This is a genomic window from Streptacidiphilus sp. EB129 (genome assembly GCF_041262645.1).
Taxonomy (GTDB): Bacteria; Actinomycetota; Actinomycetes; order Streptomycetales; family Streptomycetaceae; genus Streptacidiphilus.
In genome coordinates, this window is the sequence record NZ_JBGCCS010000002.1 from 309,937 (window position 1) to 332,702 (window position 22,766).

22 protein-coding genes are annotated in these 22,766 nt (G+C 73.0%); 6 read left to right on the plus strand and 16 right to left on the minus strand.

Going from position 1 to position 22,766, the window contains the following annotated elements; genetic code table 11:
* Window positions 1-146: 146 nt before the first annotated feature.
* From ABH925_RS03610 to ABH925_RS03620, 3 genes are read right to left on the minus strand one after another with little or no spacing between them, the layout of a single operon-like run.
* Window positions 147-947 carry a DUF3710 domain-containing protein gene (locus ABH925_RS03610; protein WP_370145280.1) on the minus strand — a complete coding sequence of 267 codons (801 nt, stop codon included), beginning with the start codon at window positions 945-947 and terminating at the stop codon, window positions 147-149.
* Between the two features lie 2 nt (window positions 948-949).
* A complete protein-coding gene (dut, locus tag ABH925_RS03615; RefSeq protein WP_370145281.1) occupies window positions 950-1,465 on the minus strand; it encodes a dUTP diphosphatase in 516 nt (171 codons plus the stop codon).
* Window positions 1,466-2,056, minus strand: a complete 591-nt coding sequence (locus tag ABH925_RS03620) for a PaaI family thioesterase (protein ID WP_370145282.1) — start codon at window positions 2,054-2,056, stop codon at window positions 1,466-1,468.
* Window positions 2,057-2,112: 56 nt separating this feature from the next.
* Here ABH925_RS03620 and ABH925_RS03625 point away from each other — a divergent pair, with 56 nt between their 5' ends.
* Window positions 2,113-2,553, plus strand: a complete 441-nt coding sequence (locus ABH925_RS03625) for a DUF3093 domain-containing protein (protein ID WP_370145283.1) — start codon at window positions 2,113-2,115, stop codon at window positions 2,551-2,553.
* Window positions 2,554-2,670: 117 nt separating this feature from the next.
* Here the strand turns inward: ABH925_RS03625 and ABH925_RS03630 are convergent, their stop codons facing one another.
* From ABH925_RS03630 to ABH925_RS03650, 5 genes are all read right to left on the minus strand, one after another.
* Window positions 2,671-3,573 (minus strand): hypothetical protein, encoded by a 903-nt coding sequence (locus ABH925_RS03630; protein ID WP_370145284.1) that lies wholly within the window; start codon window positions 3,571-3,573, stop codon window positions 2,671-2,673.
* 23 nt (window positions 3,574-3,596) lie between these two features.
* Window positions 3,597-3,896 (minus strand): DUF4193 domain-containing protein, encoded by a 300-nt coding sequence (locus tag ABH925_RS03635; RefSeq protein ID WP_030258984.1) that lies wholly within the window; start codon window positions 3,894-3,896, stop codon window positions 3,597-3,599.
* A gap of 507 nt (window positions 3,897-4,403) precedes the next feature.
* Window positions 4,404-5,381 (minus strand): acyl-ACP desaturase, encoded by a 978-nt coding sequence (locus tag ABH925_RS03640; protein ID WP_370145285.1) that lies wholly within the window; start codon window positions 5,379-5,381, stop codon window positions 4,404-4,406.
* Between the two features lie 184 nt (window positions 5,382-5,565).
* Complete coding sequence (locus ABH925_RS03645) at window positions 5,566-6,819, minus strand: sensor histidine kinase (protein ID WP_370145286.1); 1,254 nt, start codon at window positions 6,817-6,819, stop codon at window positions 5,566-5,568.
* A 3-nt stretch (window positions 6,820-6,822) separates the two neighbouring features.
* Window positions 6,823-7,476 carry a response regulator transcription factor gene (locus tag ABH925_RS03650; protein WP_370145288.1) on the minus strand — a complete coding sequence of 218 codons (654 nt, stop codon included), beginning with the start codon at window positions 7,474-7,476 and terminating at the stop codon, window positions 6,823-6,825.
* Between the two features lie 320 nt (window positions 7,477-7,796).
* Here ABH925_RS03650 and ABH925_RS03655 point away from each other — a divergent pair, with 320 nt between their 5' ends.
* Window positions 7,797-7,979, plus strand: a complete 183-nt coding sequence (locus ABH925_RS03655; RefSeq protein ID WP_370145289.1) for a hypothetical protein — start codon at window positions 7,797-7,799, stop codon at window positions 7,977-7,979.
* Window positions 7,980-8,154: 175 nt separating this feature from the next.
* Here the strand turns inward: ABH925_RS03655 and ABH925_RS03660 are convergent, their stop codons facing one another.
* Window positions 8,155-8,952 (minus strand): inositol monophosphatase family protein, encoded by a 798-nt coding sequence (locus tag ABH925_RS03660; RefSeq protein ID WP_370145290.1) that lies wholly within the window; start codon window positions 8,950-8,952, stop codon window positions 8,155-8,157.
* Between the two features lie 70 nt (window positions 8,953-9,022).
* Window positions 9,023-10,168 (minus strand): ferrochelatase, encoded by a 1,146-nt coding sequence (locus tag ABH925_RS03665; protein ID WP_370145291.1) that lies wholly within the window; start codon window positions 10,166-10,168, stop codon window positions 9,023-9,025.
* Window positions 10,169-10,259: 91 nt separating this feature from the next.
* Between ABH925_RS03665 and ABH925_RS03670 the strand changes: the two genes are divergently transcribed.
* Window positions 10,260-11,495 (plus strand): MFS transporter, encoded by a 1,236-nt coding sequence (locus ABH925_RS03670; protein ID WP_370145292.1) that lies wholly within the window; start codon window positions 10,260-10,262, stop codon window positions 11,493-11,495.
* The gene (locus tag ABH925_RS03675; protein ID WP_370145293.1) at window positions 11,458-12,798 is read left to right on the plus strand and encodes a D-arabinono-1,4-lactone oxidase; all 1,341 of its coding nucleotides are present in this window, start codon (window positions 11,458-11,460) and stop codon (window positions 12,796-12,798) included. Before ABH925_RS03670 ends, ABH925_RS03675 begins: the two co-directional genes overlap by 38 nt.
* A 45-nt stretch (window positions 12,799-12,843) precedes the next feature.
* On the opposite strand, the gene ABH925_RS03680 is transcribed toward ABH925_RS03675, so the two are convergent.
* A complete protein-coding gene (locus ABH925_RS03680) occupies window positions 12,844-13,704 on the minus strand; it encodes a hypothetical protein (protein WP_370145294.1) in 861 nt (286 codons plus the stop codon).
* Window positions 13,705-14,078: 374 nt separating this feature from the next.
* On the opposite strand from ABH925_RS03680, the gene sepH reads away from it, so the two are divergent.
* Complete coding sequence (gene sepH, locus ABH925_RS03685) at window positions 14,079-15,140, plus strand: septation protein SepH (RefSeq protein WP_370145295.1); 1,062 nt, start codon at window positions 14,079-14,081, stop codon at window positions 15,138-15,140.
* 95 nt (window positions 15,141-15,235) lie between these two features.
* Here sepH and ABH925_RS03690 read toward each other — a convergent pair whose 3' ends face one another.
* Window positions 15,236-16,117: a sulfurtransferase gene (locus tag ABH925_RS03690; protein WP_370145296.1), complete on the minus strand. Its 882-nt coding sequence runs from the start codon at window positions 16,115-16,117 to the stop codon at window positions 15,236-15,238.
* A 159-nt stretch (window positions 16,118-16,276) separates the two neighbouring features.
* On the opposite strand from ABH925_RS03690, the gene ABH925_RS03695 reads away from it, so the two are divergent.
* Window positions 16,277-17,053: a VOC family protein gene (locus tag ABH925_RS03695; RefSeq protein WP_370145297.1), complete on the plus strand. Its 777-nt coding sequence runs from the start codon at window positions 16,277-16,279 to the stop codon at window positions 17,051-17,053.
* A gap of 31 nt (window positions 17,054-17,084) precedes the next feature.
* Here the strand turns inward: ABH925_RS03695 and ABH925_RS03700 are convergent, their stop codons facing one another.
* From ABH925_RS03700 to ABH925_RS03715, 4 genes are all read right to left on the minus strand, one after another.
* The gene (locus tag ABH925_RS03700; protein ID WP_370145298.1) at window positions 17,085-17,744 is read right to left on the minus strand and encodes a thymidine kinase; all 660 of its coding nucleotides are present in this window, start codon (window positions 17,742-17,744) and stop codon (window positions 17,085-17,087) included.
* An 82-nt stretch (window positions 17,745-17,826) separates the two neighbouring features.
* The gene (locus ABH925_RS03705) at window positions 17,827-18,993 is read right to left on the minus strand and encodes an alkaline phosphatase family protein (RefSeq protein WP_370145299.1); all 1,167 of its coding nucleotides are present in this window, start codon (window positions 18,991-18,993) and stop codon (window positions 17,827-17,829) included.
* A gap of 154 nt (window positions 18,994-19,147) precedes the next feature.
* Window positions 19,148-19,738: a DUF5998 family protein gene (locus tag ABH925_RS03710; protein WP_370145300.1), complete on the minus strand. Its 591-nt coding sequence runs from the start codon at window positions 19,736-19,738 to the stop codon at window positions 19,148-19,150.
* A gap of 137 nt (window positions 19,739-19,875) precedes the next feature.
* Window positions 19,876-22,647 (minus strand): GNAT family N-acetyltransferase, encoded by a 2,772-nt coding sequence (locus ABH925_RS03715; RefSeq protein WP_370145301.1) that lies wholly within the window; start codon window positions 22,645-22,647, stop codon window positions 19,876-19,878.
* Between the last annotated feature and the right edge of the window lie 119 nt (window positions 22,648-22,766).

Sequence of the window (22,766 nt, forward strand, 5' to 3'; positions counted from 1 at the left end):
TCGCCCCCGAGCGCCAGTGTCGATCACCACCGTTCCGGCCCCGGCCCGGGTACGCGGCAGGCCCCCCGCCGGAGCGGGGGGCCTGTGCGTCGCCGGTCAGCGGACTTCTGTATCAGCGAACCTCGGTGATCAGCGAACCTCTGTGATCAGCGAACCTCGGTGATCTCCGGCCCGCGGTCGAACGGGTTCAGCGGGTCACCGCTGAACCGGTTCTCGGTGGGTGCCGCCTGCTGCTGCGGCACCCCGTCGGCGACCATCTTCGCGTCCTCGGGGAGCTTCAGCACGATCGGGTCGCGCGGAGCCATCGGCGACTCGCCGCGGAGCACCACGGTCTCCCGGAACACCTGCTCCAGCACGCCGGCCGACTCCGGCTGTACGGCGGCCTGGCCGGAGATCACCCCGCGCAGGAACCAGCGCGGACCGTCACAGCCGACGAAGCGGACCACCTGCACGCCCTGCGTGCCGTCCGGGAGCTGCACCGGGACCTGGGCCCGCAGGCCCCAGCCCAGCGGGCCCTCCTCCTCGTCCACGACACCGCCCTGCTGGGTGATGCCGGACGCGATCTCGGCGCGGACCTCGCCCCAGATGCCCTCGGACTTGGGGGCGGCGAAGGCCTGCAGCTGGATGGCGCTGTTGCCGAGGACCAGGGTCGCCGCGACGATCGCGTCGCCGGCCACCTCGACCCGCAGCTCCATGCCCTCGACTCCGGGCACCAGCAGGCCGCCCAGGTCCACCCGCCCCTCGGCGGCGTCCTCCACCTCGGTGGAGTCCCAGGGGCCGTTCGGACGCGGCGCGGGCGGGAGACCCACCCGGGCGTCCTCGGCGTCGTCCTCCTCCAGGGAGTCCACACCTGCGACGTCCTCGCTGTCCACGAGCTCTTCCGAGCCCGGAGCGGGGCTCTCGCCCTGCTCGACAGCGTCCTCGCTCTTGGCGCGACGACGGAACACGGTCACTGTCCTTCCCGGTCGGGTACCGAAGCGATTTCCTGCCCGGCCGCCGGAATGCTAACCGCGGCATGGCCGCCCGTCGACCCGAAGCCACCGATGGCACGTGCCGATCCCGGAAGTTCCCCCACTTCGTGGAACCGGACCTTCTCCACCCGCTGGACGACCAGCTGGGCGATCCGGTCCCCGCGGCGGAAGACCACCCGCTCGCGCGGGTCGAGATTGACGACGATCACCTTGATCTCACCACGGTACCCGGCATCGACCGTTCCGGGGGCATTGACCAGTGCGAGGCCGCACCTGGCAGCGAGTCCCGAGCGCGCGTGCACGAACGCGGCGTAGCCGTCCGGCAGCGCGATGGCGACCCCGGTGGGCAGCACCGCCCGCTCCCCCGGCGCCAGTTCGGCGTCCACGGTGGTGCGAAGGTCGGCTCCGGCGTCGCCCGGATGGGCGTAGGCGGGTGCGGGCAACTCCGGGTCCAGGCGGTGCAGCAGGACGTCGACGGGAGCGTGGGAGTTCACTTAGGGATTCACCTCGAAGGCACGGGCTCGCTTGAAGACATCGGGATTCTCCATGGCCGCCCTGATGTCCTCGGGACGGCCGTGGGTGGTGAAGTGGTCCAGCTTGACCTGGACGAACAGGGCCCGCGCGGTTATCGCCACCGGCCCGTCCGGGGCGCCGAGGCGGCCCTCGCCGCGGCAGTAGATCTTCCGGCCGACCACCGCGTCCACCCAGGTGTGGATGTGCAGGGTCGCGCCCACCGGGACCGGACGGCGGAAGTCCGTCTCCAGCCGCGCGGTCACCGAGGCGGTGTGCAGCAGCCAGTTGAGCGTCCCCAGGGCGTCGTCCATCGCGGTGACCAGCACCCCGCCGTGGGCCAGCCCGGGGCCGCCCTGGTGCGCCACGCCGACGGTGAACTCGGCGAACACCTCGACGCCGGTCCCGGCCCGCGAGGCCAGGTGCAGTCCGTGCGGCTGCTGCGGCCCGCAGCCGAAGCAGTGCTCGTAGTGCGGGTCGATCAGGGTGCCGGGGGCGGGCGCCTCGGGGTGCCGTACCGGCGCCGGTGCGCCGGGCGGCGGCGACAGCGGGGACTGGGAGGTCTCGGTGCTCACGAGCGCGACGATACCCCGCGTTCAGGAGCACCTCATCCGGCACTCACAATGGGGTCATGTACGACGAACGCCTCACGGCACCGCTCACCTGGTGGCTCCTCCCCGCGGGCAGCGGGCTGTCCTTCGGGCTGATCTTCTACCTGTTCGGCACGGTCCCCGGTCTGATCGCGCTGGTCGCCGGCGGCGCCGCGGCGGCGGTGCTGCTGAGCAGCTACGGCTCGGCCCGGATCCGCGTGGTGCAGGGCCTGCTGGTCGCGGGCGAGGCCCGGATCCCGGTCGAGGCCCTGGGCGACGCCCACCCGCTGAACCGCGAGGAGGCCTTCGCCTGGCGCACCCGCAAGGCGGACGCCCGCGCCTTCATGCTGCTCCGCTCATACATCCCGACCGCCCTCCGCGTCGAGATCACCGACCCCGAGGACCCCACCCCCTACGCCTACCTCTCCACCCGTACCCCCGAGGCCCTCGCCAAGGCCCTCCAGGAAGCAAAAAACGCCTAGACCCGACCCCCGCAGGGGCGCGAGGCTCGGTTCGATCAACAACGTGCGCTGCCAACCAAGCACTCCGTACACGGCTGAACAGGCAAGCACCCCCGCCTCCGGTGGTTGCTCCCACGCTCAACTCGCAGCCCCACCCCAGTACCCAGGATCCCCCGGCGGCCGGCTCCGCAGGTCCCGACGGATCTCCGCAGCGAGCCTCGCGGTGTCACGGCGGTTGACCGTCGCGCCGGCCACCGCGCCGACCATCATCGGAGTGAGCGAGGGCAGCTTCCGCAGCCCGCTGCGGGTGAGCCGCTTGCGCAGCTGCCCGCGGAGTTCCTTTCCCGCCGACAGGGCCACGATCGTGCTCGGCCTGGACAGGTCGAGGCCGCGCCGCTGCGACCACACCGCGAGGTAGGCGCGGGCCCTGGCGACCCCGCCGCCCTGCGCGGGCTGGCCGTAGACCTGGTACAGCTCGGCGATCATCTTGAGTTCCACCGCCGCCACGGCGAGCAGTTCCGCGGCTATCTCCACCGGCATGGCCGGCGGCACCGGGAGCATCGCGACGGCGCCGGCGGAGGCGCCGACCGACGCCGAGGCCTTCACCGCGCCCGAGGTGATCGCGTCCGCGAGGTCCTCCGCGGTCCGCGCGTTCGGGTGCTGGGCGCGCAGGGTGGCGATGTCGCGGACCGGGATGCGCGGTGCGGCGTCCATCAGCCGGTCCACGAGGCGCAGGGCGCCACTCCTGGTGCCCGTACCGACCAGGGACGCCCCCTTGGTCCAGCCGGCGCCCAGGGTGCCCTTCAGGCCCCCGGAGAGGGCGGCCATACGTTTCCGGCGTTCCGCCGGCGGGACGGTGTCCGCGGGGGCGGACCCGTCCCACAACTCCAGCTCGGCGGCGATCCGGGCGAGCTCGTCCGTGCTCTCGTCCGTACCGCCGGTCCAGCCGGTCGTGCTGTCGGCGACCCCGGCCGCCGGGGGTGGGGCGTCCCCGGCGGTTCGGTCGCCTCGGTTTCGCTGTCGGAACGGCCTCATGCTCATGAAGACCTCCCTACCCGAAACCGTCAGGCCGCGCAGTCCCGGCAGATGGGGTTTCCGTTCTTCTCGCTCGCCAGCTGGCTGCGGTGGTGCACCAGGAAGCAGCTCATGCAGGTGAACTCGTCGGCCTGACGAGGCAGGACCCGGACGGAGAGCTCCTCATTGCTGAGGTCCGCTCCGGGCAGTTCGAGACCTTCGGCCGCTTCGAACTCGTCGACGTCGACGGAGCTTGTCGACTTCTCGTTCCGGCGGGCCTTCAGTTCCTCGATGCTGTCCTCGTTGAGGTCGTCATCGGTCTTGCGCGGGGTGTCGTAATCAGTAGCCATGTCGCGGGCCCCCTTCGGGTGTCTGCGGGTATCTCCAGCGCACGTAACGCGCGGGAAGCCGGACTTGTGCCCGACCCGAGGGCGAGATTTTGCCTTACTTCAAGGCCCGTTACTCAATCGACACCCTCCGCACCCCCCAAAGAGGTGATCGGACGGGCATCCCGGCCGGGCCGGTACCCCGGGTCGACCAGCGCCCCACTGAGCACTTACCGTGATCATGGGCTCCGGAAACCCACTTCCGGAGTGCGGTGGATCCCAGACAGCGCAAGGAAACCACGAGTTCACGCCGGAGCGGAGCCGTCGAATCCGACTCTCACCGTGTGTCACCGACCCAATCCTGGTGACACACAGCGATCGTCCGAAAACCGCGCACGCCCGGCTGGAAATGTGACGTTCATCACAGTTCCGAAAAGTCCGGACTTACCCGTACAACGTGAACTTGCGCGATCGCACACGGATCGGTTCGGGCGCTCTGCGTCCGGGCGCTCTGCGTTCGGGCCCGCCGGTTCAGGCGCGCTGCGCCGCGGCGGCGGCCCGGCGGGCCAGCAGGGCCGCCCTGCGCTCGTCGAAGCGGGTGGCCTGGGCGTCCAGCCCGTCCAGGTACATGCCGAGCTCCTGCTGGGCCTGCTGCCCCTCCGGGCCCAGACCGGTGATCTCCATGACCTTGAGGTGGCGCAGCACCGGCTGCAGCACGTCGTCGTGGTGGATCCGCAGGTTGTAGATCCCGCCGATGGCCATCTGCGCGGCCGCGCGCTCGAAGCCGGGCATGCCGTGGCCGGGCATCCGGAAGCCGGTGACCACGTCGGCGACGGAGCGCATGGCCTGGTCCGGGGCGATCTCCAGGGCGGCCTTCAGCAGGTTCCGGTAGAAGACCATGTGCAGGTTCTCGTCGGTGGCGATCCGGGCCAGCATCCGGTCGCAGACCGGGTCGCCGGAGTGGTGGCCGGTGTTGCGGTGCGAGATGCGGGTGGCCAGCTCCTGGAACGCGACGTAGGCCACCGAGTGCAGCATCGAGTGGTTGTTGTCCGATTCGAAGCCCTCGGCCATATGGGTCATCCGGGCCCGCTCCAGCGCCACCGGGTCCACCGCGCGGGCGGTGAGCAGGTAGTCCCGCATCACGATCGCGTGCCGGCCCTCCTCGGCCGTCCACTGGTGCACCCAGGTGCCCCAGGCGCCCTCGCGGCCGAACATGGTGGCGATCTCGTGGTGGTAGCTGGGGAGGTTGTCCTCGGTCAGCAGGTTGACCACCAGGGAGACCCGGCCGATGTCGGACACCGGGGACTGATCCACGGCCCAGGCCTCGCCGCCCATGATGCCGTCGAAGTCGCGCCCCTTGCTCCACTGCACGTACTCGTGCGGCATCCACTCCTTGGCGACCCCGAGGTGGCGGTTGAGTTCGCGCTCGACGACCTCCTCCAGGGCGTGCAGCAGCTGGACGTCGGTCCAGGCGGCGGATCCGGCGGGACGGGAGGGGGCGATCGTCACGGCATCCAACTCTCGGTACGGGCATTCACACCTACGCTTCCGTAGGTTACGCCACCGTAGGTTGTTCGAACAGGGCCTGGCAAGAGGAGTCTTCGCAGGTAGGGATGGCATAAGAAAAGGCCCGCCGACCAGAACAGCAATGGTCGACGGGCCCGAAGCCGGTCAGGACGGCTCCGCGGCGGGCTCAGCCCGCCGGGATGCGCACCCGCATCACCAGGCCGCCCTCGGGGCGCGCAGAGGCCTCGATGGCGCCACCGTGCGCGCGGACCACCGAGCGCACGATGGACAGGCCGAGGCCGACCCCCTTGTCGCTGCGGGTCCGCTCCTTGCCCTTCACCCGGCGGAAAGGTTCGAAGATGTTCTCCAACTCATACCCGGGCACGACCGGGCCCGCGTTGCTCACCACCAGTTCGCCGGCCCCTTCCACCGTCGAGACCTTGACGTCCACCCAGGCGTCCTCGGCCTGGTTGTAGCGCACCGCGTTCTGCAGCAGGTTCAGCGCGATCCGCTCCAGCAGCACCCCGTTGCCGCCGACCACGGCCGGTCGCAGGTCGCTGGTGAGCCGCACGCCGTGGTCGACGGCCTCGGCGCGGGTCTGTTCCAGCGCCTGCCGGGCCACCTCGGCCAGGTCCACCGGCCGCCGCTCGGTCAGTTCGTTGTCGCTGGCGGCGAGCAGCAGCAGGCCCTCGACCAGCTGCTCGCTGCGCTCGTTGGTGGCCAGCAGGGTCTTGCCCAGCTGTTGCAGATCGGCCGAGGCGCCCGGGTCCGAGAGCTGGACCTCCAGCAGGGTGCGGTTGATCGCCAGCGGGGTGCGCAGCTCGTGCGAGGCGTTGGCGACGAACTTGCGCTGCGACTCGAACGAGCGGTCCAGCCGCTCCAGCATCTCGTCGAAGGTGTCGGCGAGTTCCTTGAGCTCGTCGTCCGGACCGTCCAGCTCGATCCGGCGGTGCATGTCGGAACTGGCGACCTGCTGCGCGGTCCTGGTGATCCGGCCGAGCGGCCGGAGCACCCTTCCGGCCATGGCGTAGCCGAAGGCGACCGCCAGGATCAGCAGGGCGACCAGGGCGCTTATGGACTTGAGGATCAGCTGGTGCAGCGCCTGGGCGGCGTGGGCGTGCTGGTAGTCCGCGATCCACTGGTTCAGCTGCGGGCCGTTCAGCACCTGGCCGTCGGGGGTCTGCACGGTGATGTTGCCCGCGAAGCTGAAGCTCGGCATGTGCGTGGCCGCGTTGAACGACTGGCTCACGAACAGGTACATCACCAGCACCAGGACCAGGCCGGCGAGCAGGAACATCCCGCCGTAGAACATCGTCAGCCGGATCCGCAGGGTCGGCCGGAACGGCAGCAGCGACTGGTTGACCTCCTCGCCGGGCCAGCTCCGGGACGACTGGGGCCTTGCTGCGTGGGGCCGCGACGCGGTGGGCGGGGTGGCATCCATGACTCAGATCCGGTAGCCGGATCCGGGGACGGTGATGATCACGGGCGGCTCGGCGAGCTTCCGGCGCAGGGTCATCACGGTCACCCGGACCACGTTGGTGAACGGGTCGGTGTGCTCGTCCCAGGCCTTCTCCAGCAGCTGCTCGGCGGAGACCACCGCGCCGTTGGAGCGCATCAGCACCTCCAGCACCGCGAACTCCTTGGGCGCCAGCGCGACCGGCTTGCCGTCGCGCAGCACCTCGCGCCGCCCCGGGTCCAGGCTGATCCCGGCCCGCTCCAGGATGGGCGGCAGCGGGGTGGTCGCGCGCCGTCCCAGCGCACGGACCCGGGCCACCAGCTCACTGAAGGCGAACGGCTTGGGGAGGTAGTCGTCGGCTCCGAGCTCCAGACCCTCGACCCGGTCGCTGATGTCCCCGGAGGCGGTGAGCATCAGCACCCGGGTGGCCAGGCCCTCCTCCACGATCCGGCGGCACACGTCGTCGCCGTGGACCAGCGGCAGGTCCCGGTCGAGCACGACCACGTCGTAGTCGTTCACCGCGATCCGGTCCAGGGCCGCCTGGCCGTCGTAGACCACGTCCACGGCCATGGCCTCCCGCCGGAGACCGGTGGCGACCGCATCGGCGAGCAACTGCTCGTCCTCGACCACGAGAACCCGCACCGCAGTGGTCCTTTCAGAAGGCTTCAGCCCGGCGGCGCCCGTCCCCGGGCGCCTCTCGGATATCCACCCCATCCTGCCTCCTGCGGCCGTAAAGCAGCGGTAAGCGGGTCCGCGGGGACGGGTGGGGCGGGGGTGCGCGAAGACGCCCGGGATTTTGGCGGCATCCCCGAGGTTTCCCGGGATACGGGCTGGGGGAGGACGGTCTGTACACCCGCGATCACGCTTGCGCCGCAACGCGAGCTCGCACCCGCCCGCCGTGTGACCTTCCGCACCGGGTTCTCTCCCGGGGTCGCCCGACATCAGCAAGGGGGTCTTGCCTCATGGACGCCTTCACCGCCGGCATCCTTCAGCGCATAAGGAACGCCGAGCAGGACCTGCGCCGCGCCCTGGAGTCGGGGGACGACTTCCTGGCCGAGGTGGAACAGTCCGAGCTCGACGATCTGCACCGACTGGCCGCAGAGCACGGCATCACGGTGGCCCGGCCCGAGGCCCAAGCCGCCTGACCTGTAGCTCCTCCCTCCACAGCTCCGCCCCGACACCCACCCCGACCCGCCCGTCCCTCCACCCTGACCCGCACCACTCCTGACCCGCACAGCGCGATGCCCCGGACAGCAGCACCCGTCCGGGGCGTCTTGGTCTGCGGCGCCTTCCCTGCGTCGGCGCCTTCTCCGCGGCCGCTCAGTCGTGCCAGGCGCCCAGTTCCTCCAGCAGCTGCTGGAGCGGCTCGAACAGGCCGGCCGGCGCCGCCACGGTGAGCTCGGTCGAGGCCGGGTCGCCGGGCCGGCCGCCGGTCAGCGCGCCGGCCTCGGAGGCGATCAGGACCCCGGCGGCGTGGTCCCAGGGGTTGAGCCCGCGCTCGTAGTAGCCGTCCAGTCGGCCGCAGGCGACGTCGCTCAGGTCGATCGCCGCCGAGCCGCCACGACGGATGTCGCGCAGCCGCGGGATCAGCTCCTGCGCCACCGCGGCCTGCCTGACCCGGCGCTCACGGAGGTAGCCGAAGCCGGTGCCGACCAGTGCCTGCGCCATCGCCGGCGCCTCGCCGCAGGTGATCTGACGATCATTCAGGAAGGCGCCGGCGCCGCGTACGGCGTGCACGGTCTCGCCGCGCGGCGGCACCTCCACCACGCCGACCAGGGTCTGCCCGTCCAGCTCGGCGGCGATGCTCACGGACCAGGCCGGGAGCCCGTAGAGGTAGTTCACGGTGCCGTCCAGCGGGTCGATCACCCAGCGCACCCCGCTGCTGCCGACGCTGGCAGCGCCCTCCTCGCCGAGCAGGCCGTCGTCCGGGCGGCGGCGCGCGATCAGCTCGGTGATCAGCTTCTCGGCGGCGAGGTCCATCTCGGTGACCACGTCCACGGAGCTGGACTTGGTCGCCGCCACCGCGAGGTCGGCCGGACGCCCGTCGCGCAGCAGCGCGCCGGCCCCGCGAGCGGCCTCCAGGGCGATGTCGAGCAGTTCTGCCTTCAGGTCGTCCACGGGATGGCCTCTCAGTCGCGCCGGGGATCCGGCCGGGGCGGCCGGACCGGGGTCGGTCCGGCCGGATGGGTCAGTCGGTCCAGTCCTCGCCGGCGGCGGCCGGCAGCGGGTTACGGGCGGCCGGGCAGCAGCCGACCGGGCACAGGTCGTGCGAGGCGCCCAGCACGCCCAGCGCGCAACGGTCGGGGTGCTCGCCGCGCGCGCTCGCGGCGCGTTCCAGCACCAGGGCACGCAGTCCGGCCACGAAGCGCGGGTCCGCGCCGACCGTACGCGCCCGCGCGACCGGCAGGCCGAGCTGTTCGGCCTGCTCACGGGCCTGGGTGTCGAGGTCGTAGACGACCTCCATGTGGTCGGAGACGAAGCCGATCGGCACCATCACCACCGCCGGGGCACCGTCCGCCTGCTCCGCCGCCAGGTGGTCGCAGATGTCCGGCTCCAGCCACGGGGTCTGCGGGGAGCCGCTACGGCTCTGGTAGACCAGCTCCCAGCGGCGGTCGGCCACACCCGTCGCCTCGGCGACGGCCTCGGCGACCAGCCGCGCGGTCTCCAGGTGCTGGGCCACGTATGCACCACCGGGGGTGCCCCGGGCCGGGTCGCCGGGGGCGCCCGAGGTGTCCGCCAGCGCATTGGGGATCGAGTGGGTGGTGAAGGCCAGTCGCGCGCCGGCGCGCACGCCCTCGTCGAGCTCCTCAAGCGCGGCCAGGGTGTTGTCGATCATCGGCTGGACGAAGCCCGGGTGGTTGTAGAAGTTGCGCAGCTTGTCCAGCCGCAGTTCGGCGGCGCCCGGAGCGCCCTCCGCCCGCAGTTCGCCGAGCGCCGCGGCCAGGTTCTCCCGGTACTGCCTGCAGCCCGAGTAGTTGGCGTAGGCGCTGGTGGCCAGCACCAGCACCCGGCGGTGGCCGTCCGCGGCCAGCTCCCGCAGGGTGTCGACCAGGTACGGGGCCCAGTTCCGGTTGCCCCAGTAGACCGGCAGGTCCAGCCCCTGGTCGGCGAAGTCCTTGCGCAGCGCCGCCAGCAGCTCGCGGTTCTGCGCGTTGATCGGGCTCACCCCGCCGAACAGGAAGTAGTGCTGCCCGACCTCGGCCAGCCGCTCGCGCGGGATGCCGCGCCCCCGGGTGACGTTCTGCAGGAACGGGACCACGTCCTCCGGGCCCTCCGGCCCACCGAAGGAGAGCAGCAACAGGGCGTCGTACGGGCGGATCTGCGATGCGGACATGGCACCGATCCTGCCATCACCCGCCCGTTGGTTAAACGATTGACCACCCCCGTAACCTGTCAGAGGTGTACCCATCCCTTACGGAGTGACCGTGCTGTCCACCTACCGCCGGATCTTCGACGCCCCCGGGAGCCTGGGCTTCTCCGCGGCCGGCTTCGTCTCCCGGATGCCGCTGTCCATGACCGGCATCGGCATCGTCACCATGCTCTCCACCCTGCGCGGCGACTACGGCCTGGCCGGCGCCGTCTCGGCGACCCTCGCCCTGTCGGCCGCCGTACTGGGCCCGCAGGTCTCCCGGCTGGTGGACCGCTACGGCCAGGCCCGGGTGAGCCTGCGGGCGACCGGGATCACCGTGGCCGCGATGGGGGCGCTGCTGCTCTGCGCCCGCTTCGACGCGCCCGCCTGGACGCTGTTCCTCACCGCCTCGGTGGCCGGCTGCATGCCCAGCATGGGCTCGCTGGTCCGGGCCCGGTGGGCGCTGATCTACCGGGGCTCACCGCAGCTGCACACCGCCTACGCCTTCGAGTCGGTGGTCGACGAGATCGTCTTCATCATCGGCCCGATCCTCTCGGTGGGTCTCTGTACGGCGGTGTTCCCCGAGGCCGGGCCGCTGGTGGCGACAGTGCTGCTGGCCGCCGGCGTGCTGCTGTTCGCGGTGCAGCGCGGCACCGAGCCGCCACTGCACCCGGGCGCCGTGGCCCGCAACGGGTCCGCGGTCCGCACCCCGGGACTGTGGGTGCTGGTGCTCACCTTCGTCGGCGTCGGCGCGATCTTCGGCTCGGTGGACGTGGTCACCGTGGCGTTCGCCGACCATCTGCACCACAAGGCGCTGTCCAGCGTGGTGCTGGCGGTCTACGCGCTCGGCTCCTGTGTCGCCGGGATCGTCTTCGGCGCGCTGAAACTGCACGGACCGCTGTCCAGGAGGTTCCTGGTGGGGATAGTCACCATGGCGGTGAGTATGCTGCCCCTCCTATTCGTGAAGAACCTCGTGGCCCTGGCGGCGGCACTGTTCGTCGCCGGGCTGTCCATCTCCCCCACCATGGTCACCACCATGGGGCTGGTGGAACGGATCGTCCCCGCCTCCAAGCTGACCGAGGGGATGACCTGGACCACCACGGGCCTCGCCGTCGGCGTGGCCCTCGGCTCCTCGGCGGCCGGGTGGGTGGTGGACGGTGCGGGCGCCTCGGCCGGTTACTGGGTGACGGTGGCCGCCGGCGGCTTCGCCGCGGCCACGGCGTTCCTCGGGGCACGCCGCCTCCGCGCGGCACCGGAACAGCAGGAGCGTGCAGATGTCGACGACGACCAGCGGCAGCACCAACCCGGGTGACACCGGGAGCACCACCTGGAGCAACTGGGCGGGCAACCAGACCGCCCGGCCGCACCGGACCGTGTCCCCCGCCTCGGTCGAGGAGCTGGCCGCCGCCGTCCGCGCCGCCGCCGAGGACGGTCTGCCGGTCAAAGCCGTCGGCAGCGCGCACTCCTTCACCGCCATCGCCGCCACCGACGGCGTCCTGGTCCGCCCGGACCGGCTGACCGGCATCCGGGAGGTCGACCACAGGGGCGGCACCGTCACCGTCGAGTCCGGGCTGCCGCTGGAGAACCTCAACCTGCTGCTGGAGCACGCGGGCCTGGCGCTCACCAACATGGGCGACATCATGGTGCAGACCGTCGCGGGGGCGACCAGCACCGGCACCCACGGCACCGGCCGGTCCTCGGCCTCGCTGGCCGCGCAGATCAAGGGACTGGAGATCGTCCTCGCCGACGGCACCGTCAGCACCTGCTCGCCGACCGAGAACGCCGAGCTGTTCGCCGGCGCCCGGCTCGGCCTGGGCGCGCTGGGCGTGGTCAGCGCGATCACCTTCGGCGTGGAGCCGGCCTTCCGGCTCACCGCGCTGGAGCAGCCGATGAGCTTCGCCGAGGTGACCGACCGCTTCGAGGAACTGGCCACCGGGAACGAGCACTTCGAGTTCTACTGGTTCCCGCACACCGAGGGCTGCAGCACCAAGCGCAACAACCGCAGCGAGGGGCCGGGCGCACCGCTGCCGCCGTTCAGGAAGTGGCTGGACGACGACTTCCTGTCGAACACCGTCTGGGAGGGCGCCTGCCGGGTCGGCCGCCGCTTCCCGGCCACCATCCCCGGCATAGCCAAGCTGGCCAGCAAGGCCTGGTCCGAGCGGACCTACACCGACGTCTCCTACAAGGTGTTCACCAGCCCGCGCCGGGTCCGCTTCGTCGAGATGGAGTACGCGGTGTCGCGCGCGGCCGTGACCGGGGTGCTGCGCGAGCTGAAGGCGCTGGTGGAGCGCTCCGACTGGAAGATCAGCTTCCCGGTGGAGGTGCGGGTGGCCCCGGCCGACGACCTCTGGATGTCCACCGCGAGCGAGCGCGACACCGCCTACATCGCCGTCCACCTGTACCGGGGGACCAGGGACCAGGGCTACTTCACCGAGGTCGAGAAGATCATGACGGCGCATCAGGGGCGCCCGCACTGGGGCAAGCTGCACACCCGCGACGCCGAGTACCTGGCCGGCGTCTACCCGCACTTCGGCGAGTTCACCGCACTGCGCGACAAGGTCGACCCGGAGCGCCGCTTCGGCAACGACTACCTGCGCCGGGTACTGGGCTCCTGACAGCCGGACCGCCGACCGCCGTGCTCCCCGTCGACGGCCGCGTGGCTACGCAGTGTGACCGGCGCTCGGGGGCGCGGCGGCCGCGGTGACCGGCGGGGTACCGGTCACCGGGGCGGACGGTGTGGCCGAGCCGCTCGGCCCGGGGCTGGGGGTCGTGCTGGGGGTGGCACTGGGCGAGGTGCTCGGCGTCGCACTCCCCGAGCCGCTCGGCGCGCTGCCGGAGGTCCCGCCGTCGCCGGCCGGGTGGCCGGGCGTCGCCGCACCGGTGCCGGGGGTCGGCGAGTGGTTGCCGGACTGCGGCGGCGCGTCCACCGAACCGCCGGTCGGACCGCCCCTGACCGTGTCGGAGATGGTCTGGCCGGTGACCAGCTGGGTGATCACGATCGGGGTCATCGCCAGCGCGAAGACCAGCACGCTGGTCGCCGCGTAGGTCTTCCAGGTCCTGACCCTGCGGGGCCTGGCGCCGCGGTAGACGGTCACCGACTCCGCGCCGGAGGGTGGCGCCATCGCGGCCATCATCCGGGTGTGCTCCCCGCCGGGGTCGAACGGGTCGAAGGCCCGGGTCCGGTCGCCCGCGCCCCGCATGGCTGGTTTCGGTCCCCGCCGCCCGCCCGCCTCGTGGTCCTCGGGCGCCGCGATCGCCGGCTCCTGGTCCGCGTCGGCCACCACCGGCACCCGGCTGCGGATCTCCTCGCCGGTCCTGCGGAACAGGTGCTGGAAGACCGCGCCGCCGGTGGTCGCCGCGACGCTGACCACCGCCGCCCCCACGAAGGTCCCGTAGACCCCGAGTTCGGACGCCAGGATCGCAGCCACCACGGCCGCCAGCGCGCTCGCCGCGACCTGAACGAGGCTCAGGTCGAGCGCCCTCCGCTTGGGCGTTTCATCCGTTTTCCGCTGATCCTCCACCAATACCCCTTGATATACGCCTTTCTCCATACTGCATGAGGTACGACCGTTCGAGTGACCGATCAGTTCCAGCCAGGCCTAAGGTGTGAAGATGATCACCGTCCGCCGATCGGTGGTCCGCCATCGGAGTGGCGACCCTTGAGAATCCGGCCATTCAGGGGAGACTTGAGGCGCGAGCCGCACTACTCGGGTGCCACGAATGGAGTACTGTTCGTGAAGCCCGACTGCGGGTCGCCTCGGCGTGCCGTTCTTACGGACGGTGGCGGAGGCGGGGTGGCCGGTGCCGACCGTCGGCAGCGCCTAGAGGTAACTCTGCAATGTTGTGGTGGGCCGCCCGTCGGCACGCCACACTCGTTACGGGAGCAGCGACGCAGGTGACGTCGGCAGGCACCACCCGGGAGGTAACCGTGCCCGAACTGCGTGTCGTAGCCGTCAGCAATGACGGTTCACGACTGGTGCTCAAAGCTGCCGACGCGACGGAATACTTCCTTCCGATTGACGAGCGGCTGCGTGCCGCCGTGCGGGGCGACCGGCCCCGGCTGGGCCAGATCGACGTCGAGAGCCACCTCCGTCCGCGTGACATCCAGGCCCGGATACGAGCCGGCGCCAGTGCCGAGGAGGTCGCCCAGCTGGCCGGGATCTCGGTCGAGCGGGTACGCCGTTTCGAGGGCCCGGTGCTGGCCGAGCGCGCGTTCATGGCCGAGCGGGCCCGTAAGACCACGGTCCGCCGCCAGGGCGAGAGCACCGGACCTCAGCTCGGCGACGCCGTGGCGGAGCGGCTGGTGCTGCGCGGCGCGGAGAAGGACAGCGAGGCCTGGGACTCCTGGCGCCGTGACGACAACACCTGGGAGATCGTGCTGGTGTTCCGGGCCGGCGGCCAGGCCCAGCAGGCCCGGTGGACCTACGACCCGCCGCGCCGGCTGGTGCAGCCGCTGGACGACGAGGCCCGGTCGCTGGTCGGCGAGAGCCCGCAGCGCGCCGAGGAGGAGCCGACCTTCCCGTTCGTGCCCAGGATTGCCCGGCTGCCCGGAGCGGACCGGGGCATGGGCATGCGCCCGATGGCCCCCGAGCGCCCCCCGGTGCGGATGCCGGAGCGTCCCGTTGCCGACCGCCCGGTGGTCGAACCCGCCGCGGCGGCGCTCCCCCCTGCCGACTCGCTGACCAGCCTCCTCGACGTGGCGAGCCCGCCGGCGGCTCCCCCGGTCGAGGCCCCCGTCGAGGCGGAGCAGGCCGAGCCCCCGGCTGCGGCCGCCGCCGGAGCGGGTTCGGCGTATGCCGACATCCTGATGCCGCGCGCCGCCGCGCCGCACCGGGACCGGCTGATCGGCAGCACCGACCGCCAGGCCGAGGCCGACGGCGTCCGACCCGGCCGCCGCGCCGCGGTGCCCAGCTGGGACGAGATCGTCTTCGGCACCCGCCGCAAGAAGCAGGACTAGCCGGTCGGCCGGGGCGACCGCGTCGTGGACGGCCGCGCGGTGCCGCGCGGCCGTCGCCCGGGATCCGCCCCCGGGATCCGCCCCGGGGCCCCGCCTCAGCCCGGCAGGGCGCTGGTCGCGGCGGGCCGGTCCGGCTGGGAGGACCACTCGCTCCAGGACCCCGGGTACAGCACCCCGCTCACCCCTGCCAGCTCCAGCGCCAGCAGCTGGTGCGCGGCGGTCACGCCGGACCCGCAGTAGACGCCCACCTCGACCCCCGGCTTCACGCCGAGCCCGCCGAAGCGCTCCGCCAGCTCGTCCACCGGCCGGAACCGGCCGTCGGAGCGCAGGTTCTCCGTGGTCGGGGCGCTGACCGCGCCCGGGATGTGACCGGCCCTGGAGTCGATCGGCTCCACCTCGCCCCGGTAGCGCTCCCCGGCGCGGGCGTCGAGCAGCAGTCCGGTGCGGGCGAGCGACGCCGCACCGTCCGCGTCGACCGTCGGCAGCGCGCCCGGCACCGGTACGAAGTCGCCCTGCTCGGCCGGCGGCGCGGGCTGCTCCACGGCCAGGCCCAGGGCGGTCCAGGCGGCGAGACCGCCGTCCAGCACCCGGACCCGGCGGTGCCCGGCCCAGCGCAGCAGCCACCAGGCGCGGGCCGCCGCGGCGGAGGTCGCCCCGTCGTAGACGACGACCTCGCGGTCGGCGCCGACGCCCGCGCGGCGCAGCGCGGCGCCCAGCACCTCGGGGTCCGGCAGCGGATGCCGGCCGCCGGGACCGGCCGGGGCAGCCAGGTCGGCGTTCATGTCGATGAAGTGCGCGCCGGGGATGTGGCCCGCGGCGTAGTCGTCCGCCCCGGGCGGCCCGCCCAGCTGCCAGCGGACGTCCAGCAGCGCGGGCGGTCGGTCACCGGCCAGCGCGGCGGCGAGCTCGTCGGCCGCGATCAGCGGTGACGGCAGCCGGGACGGCACAGGGGTCGCGGGGAGTGGTGTGGTCTCCATGCGGGCCATTCTCGCGGATCCGGGCAGGCCGTTCGTACGGATTCACCGGGCCGTCCCGGTACGTCGGGGCGCGGCGGACCGCCGATGGTGGCACCATCGGCGTGGACTCTCGTGGACGCCGATCGATCCGCGAACCCGTCTCCCTGACCGGAGGTCGCCGTGACCGGCACGGAACTGCGGCACGCACAGGGCACGCCCTGCTGGGTGAGCCTGCTGACGCACGACCTGGGCGCCGCCGAGCGCTTCTACGGCGCGCTGCTGGGGTGGACCTTCACCCCCGGTCCCGAGGACCTGGGCCCCTACGTGCGGGCGCTGCTGGGCGGCCTGCCGGTGGCCGGGCTCGGGGTGATGCCCCCCGGGGCGGAGCGCCCGGCCGACTGGATCACCTACTTCGCCGCGGACGACGCCGACGAGGCCGCCCAGCGGGTCCGCGAGCACGGCGGAACCGTGGCGCTGGGGCCGCTGGACTCCGACAGCGCTGGGCGCCTGGTGGTGGCCGCCGACCTGGACGGAGCGGTGTTCGGCGTCTGGCAGGGCCGTGACCACCCCGGCTTCCGGCGGCAGCGCGAGCCCGGAGCGGTTGCCTGGTCCGAGCTGTCCACCCCGGCGGCGACCGGCGCCGCGCGCTTCTACGCCGGGACGTTCGGCTCCGCCGCGGTGGAGACGGGACGCGCGCAGGTCGAGCGCTTCGAGGACCATGTGGTGCTCAAGGTCGGCGGCCACACCGTGGCGGGGATCCGACAGGCCCCCGCGACCGCCGAGCGGCCGCGCTGGCGGGTGTTCTTCGCGGTGACGGACGCCGACGACACCGCGGCGCGGGCGGTGGCCCTCGGCGGACGGGTCGAGAGCGCCCCGGCGGACTCCCCGTACGGGCGGATCGCACTGCTGCGCGACACCGAGGACGGCCCCTTCGCCGTGGTCCGGCTCCCCGACTGACGCGTCGTCAGCATCATTGCCGGGAACCCCGTCAGCGCGAGTGCTGGGGCTCGAACGGCAGTACGTCGGGTGAGAGCGCGCCCGATCCTGAGGTGGCCGCGGTGGTCCGGCGCCGATGGTGCCGGCGGCACAGCACCTCGTACCCGATCTCGTCGCTGCCGGCGGCCACGTCGCCGACGACCACCTGGGCCCCCTCGACCACCATCACCCCGCCCACGGTGCGCGCGTTGTGCGTGGCCCGGGCACCGCACCAGCACAGCGCCTCGACCTGCAGCACCTCCACCCGGTCGGCCAGTTCGATCAGCCGCTGCGAGCCGGGGAAGAGCCGGGTGCGGAAGTCGGTGGTGATGCCGAAGGTGAACACGTCCACTCCCAGGTCGTCCACGACCCGGGCCAGCTGGTCGACCTGATCGGTCGTGAAGAACTGTGCCTCGTCGCAGATCAGGTAGTCGCACCGGCCCCCGGCCGAGAGCTCGGCCACCACATGGGCGTGGAAGTCCAGGCCGTCGCCGACCTCGACCGCCTCGGTGGCCAGTCCGAGGCGGCTGGACAGGGTGGCCGCGCCCGCGCGGTCGTTGCGGGTGAAGATCAGGCCCTGACGACCGCGCGCGGCGTGGTTGTGGTCCATCTGGAGGGCGAGGGTGGACTTGCCGCAGTCCATCGTCCCGGAGAAGAAGACCAGCTCAGCCATGAGAAGGGGGCACACCTTTCGTGCGGTCGGTGGGGTGCGCGCGGCGGGTTCCGCGCGGGGCTGTCGCGTGTGTCGCGGCGGCTCAGCGCCGGACTTCGAGCAGCGGGACCAGTTGCTCGGCCGGAGCCAGCGAGCCGTGCAGACCGATCATCGCCGACTCCCCCGGCTCGCGCCGGGTGGCGATCACGGCGATGTCGCCGTGCGCCGCCGCGACCACGTCGCCGATCCGCTCGTAGACCCGGTCCTCGACCCGGGGGCCGAACCAGCCCGCCGCGATGGCCTCGTCCCGGCCGGCCACCCACATCCGCGCACCCAGCCGCGCGCGCCAGACCGCGAGCACGTCGGCCTCGGCCCCGGGCAGGGTGTAGACGTGCCGGGCCCGGCCCTCGCCGCCGAGCAGTGCGACGCCGGCCCGCAGCTCCGGGTCCTCGTCGAAGTCGACCCGGTCCCGCGCCGCGATGTCGACCATGCCGTGGTCGGCGGTGACGTAGAGCACCGACCGCGGCGGCAGCTGCTCCGCCAGCCGCTGGGCCAGCCGGTCGACCATCATCAGCTGGCCGCGCCAGGCGTCGGAGTCCACGCCGTAGCGGTGGCCCATCCCGTCGACCTCGCTGTAGTACGTGTAGACCAGGGTGCGGTCGGCGGAGCCGAGCCGCTCGGCGGCCAGGTCCATCCGCTCCTCGCCCGGCAGCCGGCCCAGGAAGCTGCCGCCGGAGAGGGCGACCTCGGTGAGCGGCGTGTACTCGAACTTCGGCGAGGAGACCTGGTAGGTGGCCACCCCGGCGCGGTCGGCCGCCTGGAAGACGGTCGGGTGCGGCTGCCAGGACCGCGGGCTGACATGCGGCTGCCAGCGCAGCTGGTTCATCAGCCGGCGCTCACCCGGTATCCGCACGGTGTACCCGGCCAGGCCGTGTTCGCCCGGCGGCAGACCGGTGCCGACCGAAGCGAGGCTGGTGGCGGTGGTGGCCGGGAACCCGGCCGTGAACGGCTGCCCGGTGCCGGCCAGCGAGCTCGGCAGCAGCGAGGTCAGGAAGGGCGCCTCGGCCGGATGCGCGCGCAGTTGCTCCCAGCCCAGGCCGTCCACCAGCAGCACGCAGACGCGGTCCGCCGGTGGCAGCACCAGCCCGGTGGCCGGGACGTTCGGCACCCCGAGGCCGCCGGCGACGGCGGGGAACAGGTCCGAGAGCGAGGCGCGGCCGTAGGCGGGCACGGGCGCGGTGGCAGGGTCGAGCAGTACGGGATTCGTCATCAGGTCTTCGTCGGTGGCGTCGGCGGCGGCAGGGAGAAAGCGTGGGGCAAGCGGGGGGCAGGAGGCATGGGGCAGACACGGTGCGGGGGTGATGCGGCCCGGGGCGTCGGGTGCGGGCGTGATCGCCGCCGGGCCGCTGTCCGGCCGGCCGCGCTCAGGCGCCTGCGGCCACCGTGGCCTCGGACAGGGCGTGGGCGAAGGACAGCGCCTGCGCCACCGTCTCCGGGCCGTCGCCCGCCTCGCTGACCCGCAGCGACAGGTCGTCGGCGGTGGCGGAGCCGGTGTAGCCGTGGTCCGCCTCGCAGTTGGGGTCACCGCAGGCGGCGGGCTCCAGGTCGATCCGGGACACCGCGCCCCAGCCGATGGTGAGCACCACCTCGCGCGGCAGCGTGCCCCTGGTGTAGGTCTCGGGGTTGGCGACCACGCGGCTGACCACCACCGAGGAGATCCGGTCGATCCGGACGCTCTCGGTCGAGGTGGTCGCGTACGGCACCGGGGAGGAGTCGTCGGCGCCCTGCTCGTCGGTGTGGCTGACGATGAATCGGCTGTCGGTGAGCACCAGCACGGTGACGTGCCGACGCACCTCGTTGGCGTCGAAGGTGGTCTCCTGGTGGACCAGGAAGGCGGAGATCGGCTCGACGCCGACGGCCGACTCCACAGCCTCGCTGACGAGGGTCGGGTAGTAGCCGCTGCGCTCGATCGCGGAGCGCAGCCCCTGGGTGGTGGTCGTACCGGTCTTCGCCATGGCTCCATCCTGGCACGTACTGGTGACACCGCGCGCCATCGCGCCACGGGTTCCCCGGGACGGCGAGGCCGGTCGCGGCGGCGGTCGCCGGGCCGTCCGAACCGCCGTGGCGGGGAACAGGCGGCGAACAGCCGTGCTCAGCCGAGGGTGCGCGGGCCGAGGTCGGTGCGGGCGGGCAGCCGGGCCAGCCGCACCGACGCGCCGAGGACGGCGACCCCGTGCGGGGCGACCACGACGGGTTCCAGGTCGACCGCGGCGACCTCGGGGATGTCGTCGACCAGCTGGGACACCCGCAGCAGCAGTTCCTCCAGGGCGTCGGTGTGCACCGGCTCCGCCCCGCGCCAGCCGAACAGCAGCGGGGCCGCCTTGATCTCCCGGATCAGCCCGGCGACGTCGCGATCGGTGGCGGGGATCAGCCGGTGGGCGAGGTCGCCGAGGAGTTCGGAGGCGGCCCCGGCGAGCCCGAAGGAGAGGATCGCGCCGACCGCGGGCTCGACGGTGGCGGAGACGGTGGTGTCGACGCCGCGCGCGGTCATCGCCTGGACCACCAGCCCGGCGTCCGGCCCGAGCAGGGCGGTGGTGTCCTGATGGGCGCGGCGCAGCTCGTGCTCGTCGGCCAGGTCGAGCCGGACCGACCCCAGGTCCGGACGGTGCCGCAGGCCCGGACTGGTGGCCTTCAGCGCCACCGGGTAGCCGAGGACGGCGGCGGCGCGGGCGGCGGTGTCCTCGTCCGGCGCGGGGAGGGTGCGCCGCACGTCGATCCCGTAGTGGCCGAGCAGGGTCGCGGTGGCGGCCTCGTCCAGGTCGACCGCCGTCGTGGCGAGCAGCGCGTCCGCGACCTGGCGGCGCGCCGGCGCCTCGGCGATCCGGTCGAGGTCGGGGATCCGGCCGGTGTCGGCGCTGCCCCGGCGCCAGGCCGCGTAGCGGGTGGCGTGGGCCAGGGCCCGCACCGCGCGCTCGGGGCGCGGGTAGCCCGGCACCGCGCCGCTGAGGCGCGCGGCGAGCTCGGGCAGGGCGAGATGGATCAGCAGCAGCGGCTTGCCGGCGGCCGCAGCCCGCTCGGCCGCAGCCGACAGCGCGGCGGCGAACGGCGCCGCCTCGACGGCCGGGGCGACCCCGGCGGGCTCACCGGCGGGCCCGACGGGCGGCGCCGACGGGGTCAGCAGGCCGGAGCCGGGGAAGCGGGGGAAGCCGCCGGCGCCGATGGGCGGGATGACCACGGCGACCACGGTGTCGTTGTCCGGGCTGTCGATCGCCTCGCCGAGGCCCGCGGTGAGGTCCTCCGGGGTGGCGCCGGTGGTGAGGTCGCGCGGCAGCAGCGGGTGCAGCCCCGCGCTGAGGGCCGCGTCATGGGTGAGCAGGCCCAGCGAGTCGGAGTTGCCGACGATGGCGATCCGGTCACCGCGCGGCAGTGGCTGGTGGGCGAACAGGTCGGCGGTGTCGTAGAGCTCGGTGATGGTGTCCACCCGGGTCACCCCGGCCTGGGCGAACAGGGTGTCCGCGGTGCTGTCGTCGATCCTGGGGACGGCCGCCGCGTGACCGGCCGGGACGCTGCCGGTGTGCCGGCCGCCCTTGATCACCACGATCGGCTTGGCCGCGGCGACCCGGCGCGCGATCCGGCTGAACTTGCGCGGGTTGCCGAAGGACTCCAGGTAGAGCAGCACCACCCGGGTGGCCTGGTCCTCCTCCCAGTACTGCAGCAGGTCGTTGCCGGAGACGTCGGCGCGGTTGCCGGCCGAGGCGAAGCTGGACAGGCCGAGGCCGCGCCGGTGCGAGGCCTCCAGCAGCGCGGCCCCGATCGCGCCGGACTGGCTGAACACCCCCAGCGGGCCGCGGGCCGGCAGCTGGGGTGAGAGCGACGCGTTCAGCAGTACCGCCGGGTCGGTGTTGATCAGCCCGAAGGCGTTGGGGCCGATCACCCTCATCCCGGCGGCACGGGCCTGCCGGACCAGGTCGCGCTGGCGGGCCCGGCCGGTGATCCCGGTCTCGGCGTACCCGGCGGTGACCACGACCAGCCCCTGGACCCCCTGCGCGCCGCACTCGGCGACCACGGCGGGGACCTGCTCGGCGGGCACCGCGATGACCGCGAGGTCCACCCGGTCCGGCAGCTCCGCGAGGCTGCGCCGGACCGGGACGCCGTCCAGCTCGGTCGCCTCGGCGTTGCGGTTCACCGCCTGAAGCCGGCCGGTGAATCCGGCGGCCAGCAGGTTGCGCAGCACGCTGCGGCCCACCCCGAGCGGGTCGCGTCCGGCGCCGATCACCGCGACCGAGCCCGGCGCGAGCAGGCGTTGGGTGGACCTGGCCTCGGCGCGGTGTTCACGGGAGCGCATCACCGCGAGCGACTGCTCGGTGGGCTCCAGGTCCAGCTCGAAGTGCATCACGCCGTCGGCGAAGCTGCGGTGCTGGGTGTATCCGGCGTCGGTGAAGACCTTGCCCATGGTGCGGTTGTCGGGCAGCACCTCGGCGATGAAGCGGCGGATGCCGCGCTCGCGGGCCACCGCGGCGATGTGCTCCAGCAGCGCGGAGGCGATGCCGCGGCCCTGGTGGGCGTCCTGGACCAGGAAGGCCACCTCGGCGTCGGTGCCGGACTCGGCGGGCCTGCCGGTCTCGTCGATCCGGTCGAAGCGGACCGTGGCGATGATCTCGTCACGGACCAGGACGGCCAGGCCGACCCGGTTCACGTAGTCGTGGTGGGTGAACCGCCGCACGTCACGGTCGGAGAGCCGGGGGTAGGGGGCGAAGAAGCGGTAGTACTTCGACTGGTCCGAGACCTCGGTGTAGAAGGCGACCAGCCGGGCCGCGTCGTCCGGGGTGAGCGGACGGATCTGGGCGGTCCCGCCGTCGCGCAGGACGATGTCGGCCTCCCAGTGGGAGGGGTAGCGGGGCGCCGGGTCCTGCGTTTCGGTCACAACGGCCAGATTACGTCGCGGTGCGGGATTCGGGGTGCGGGTGCGGACGGGTCCGGGCAAGGTGGGGCGAGCGGGACGACGCCGGTCGAGAACGTGCGAGAATGGTCTAGACAACTCGG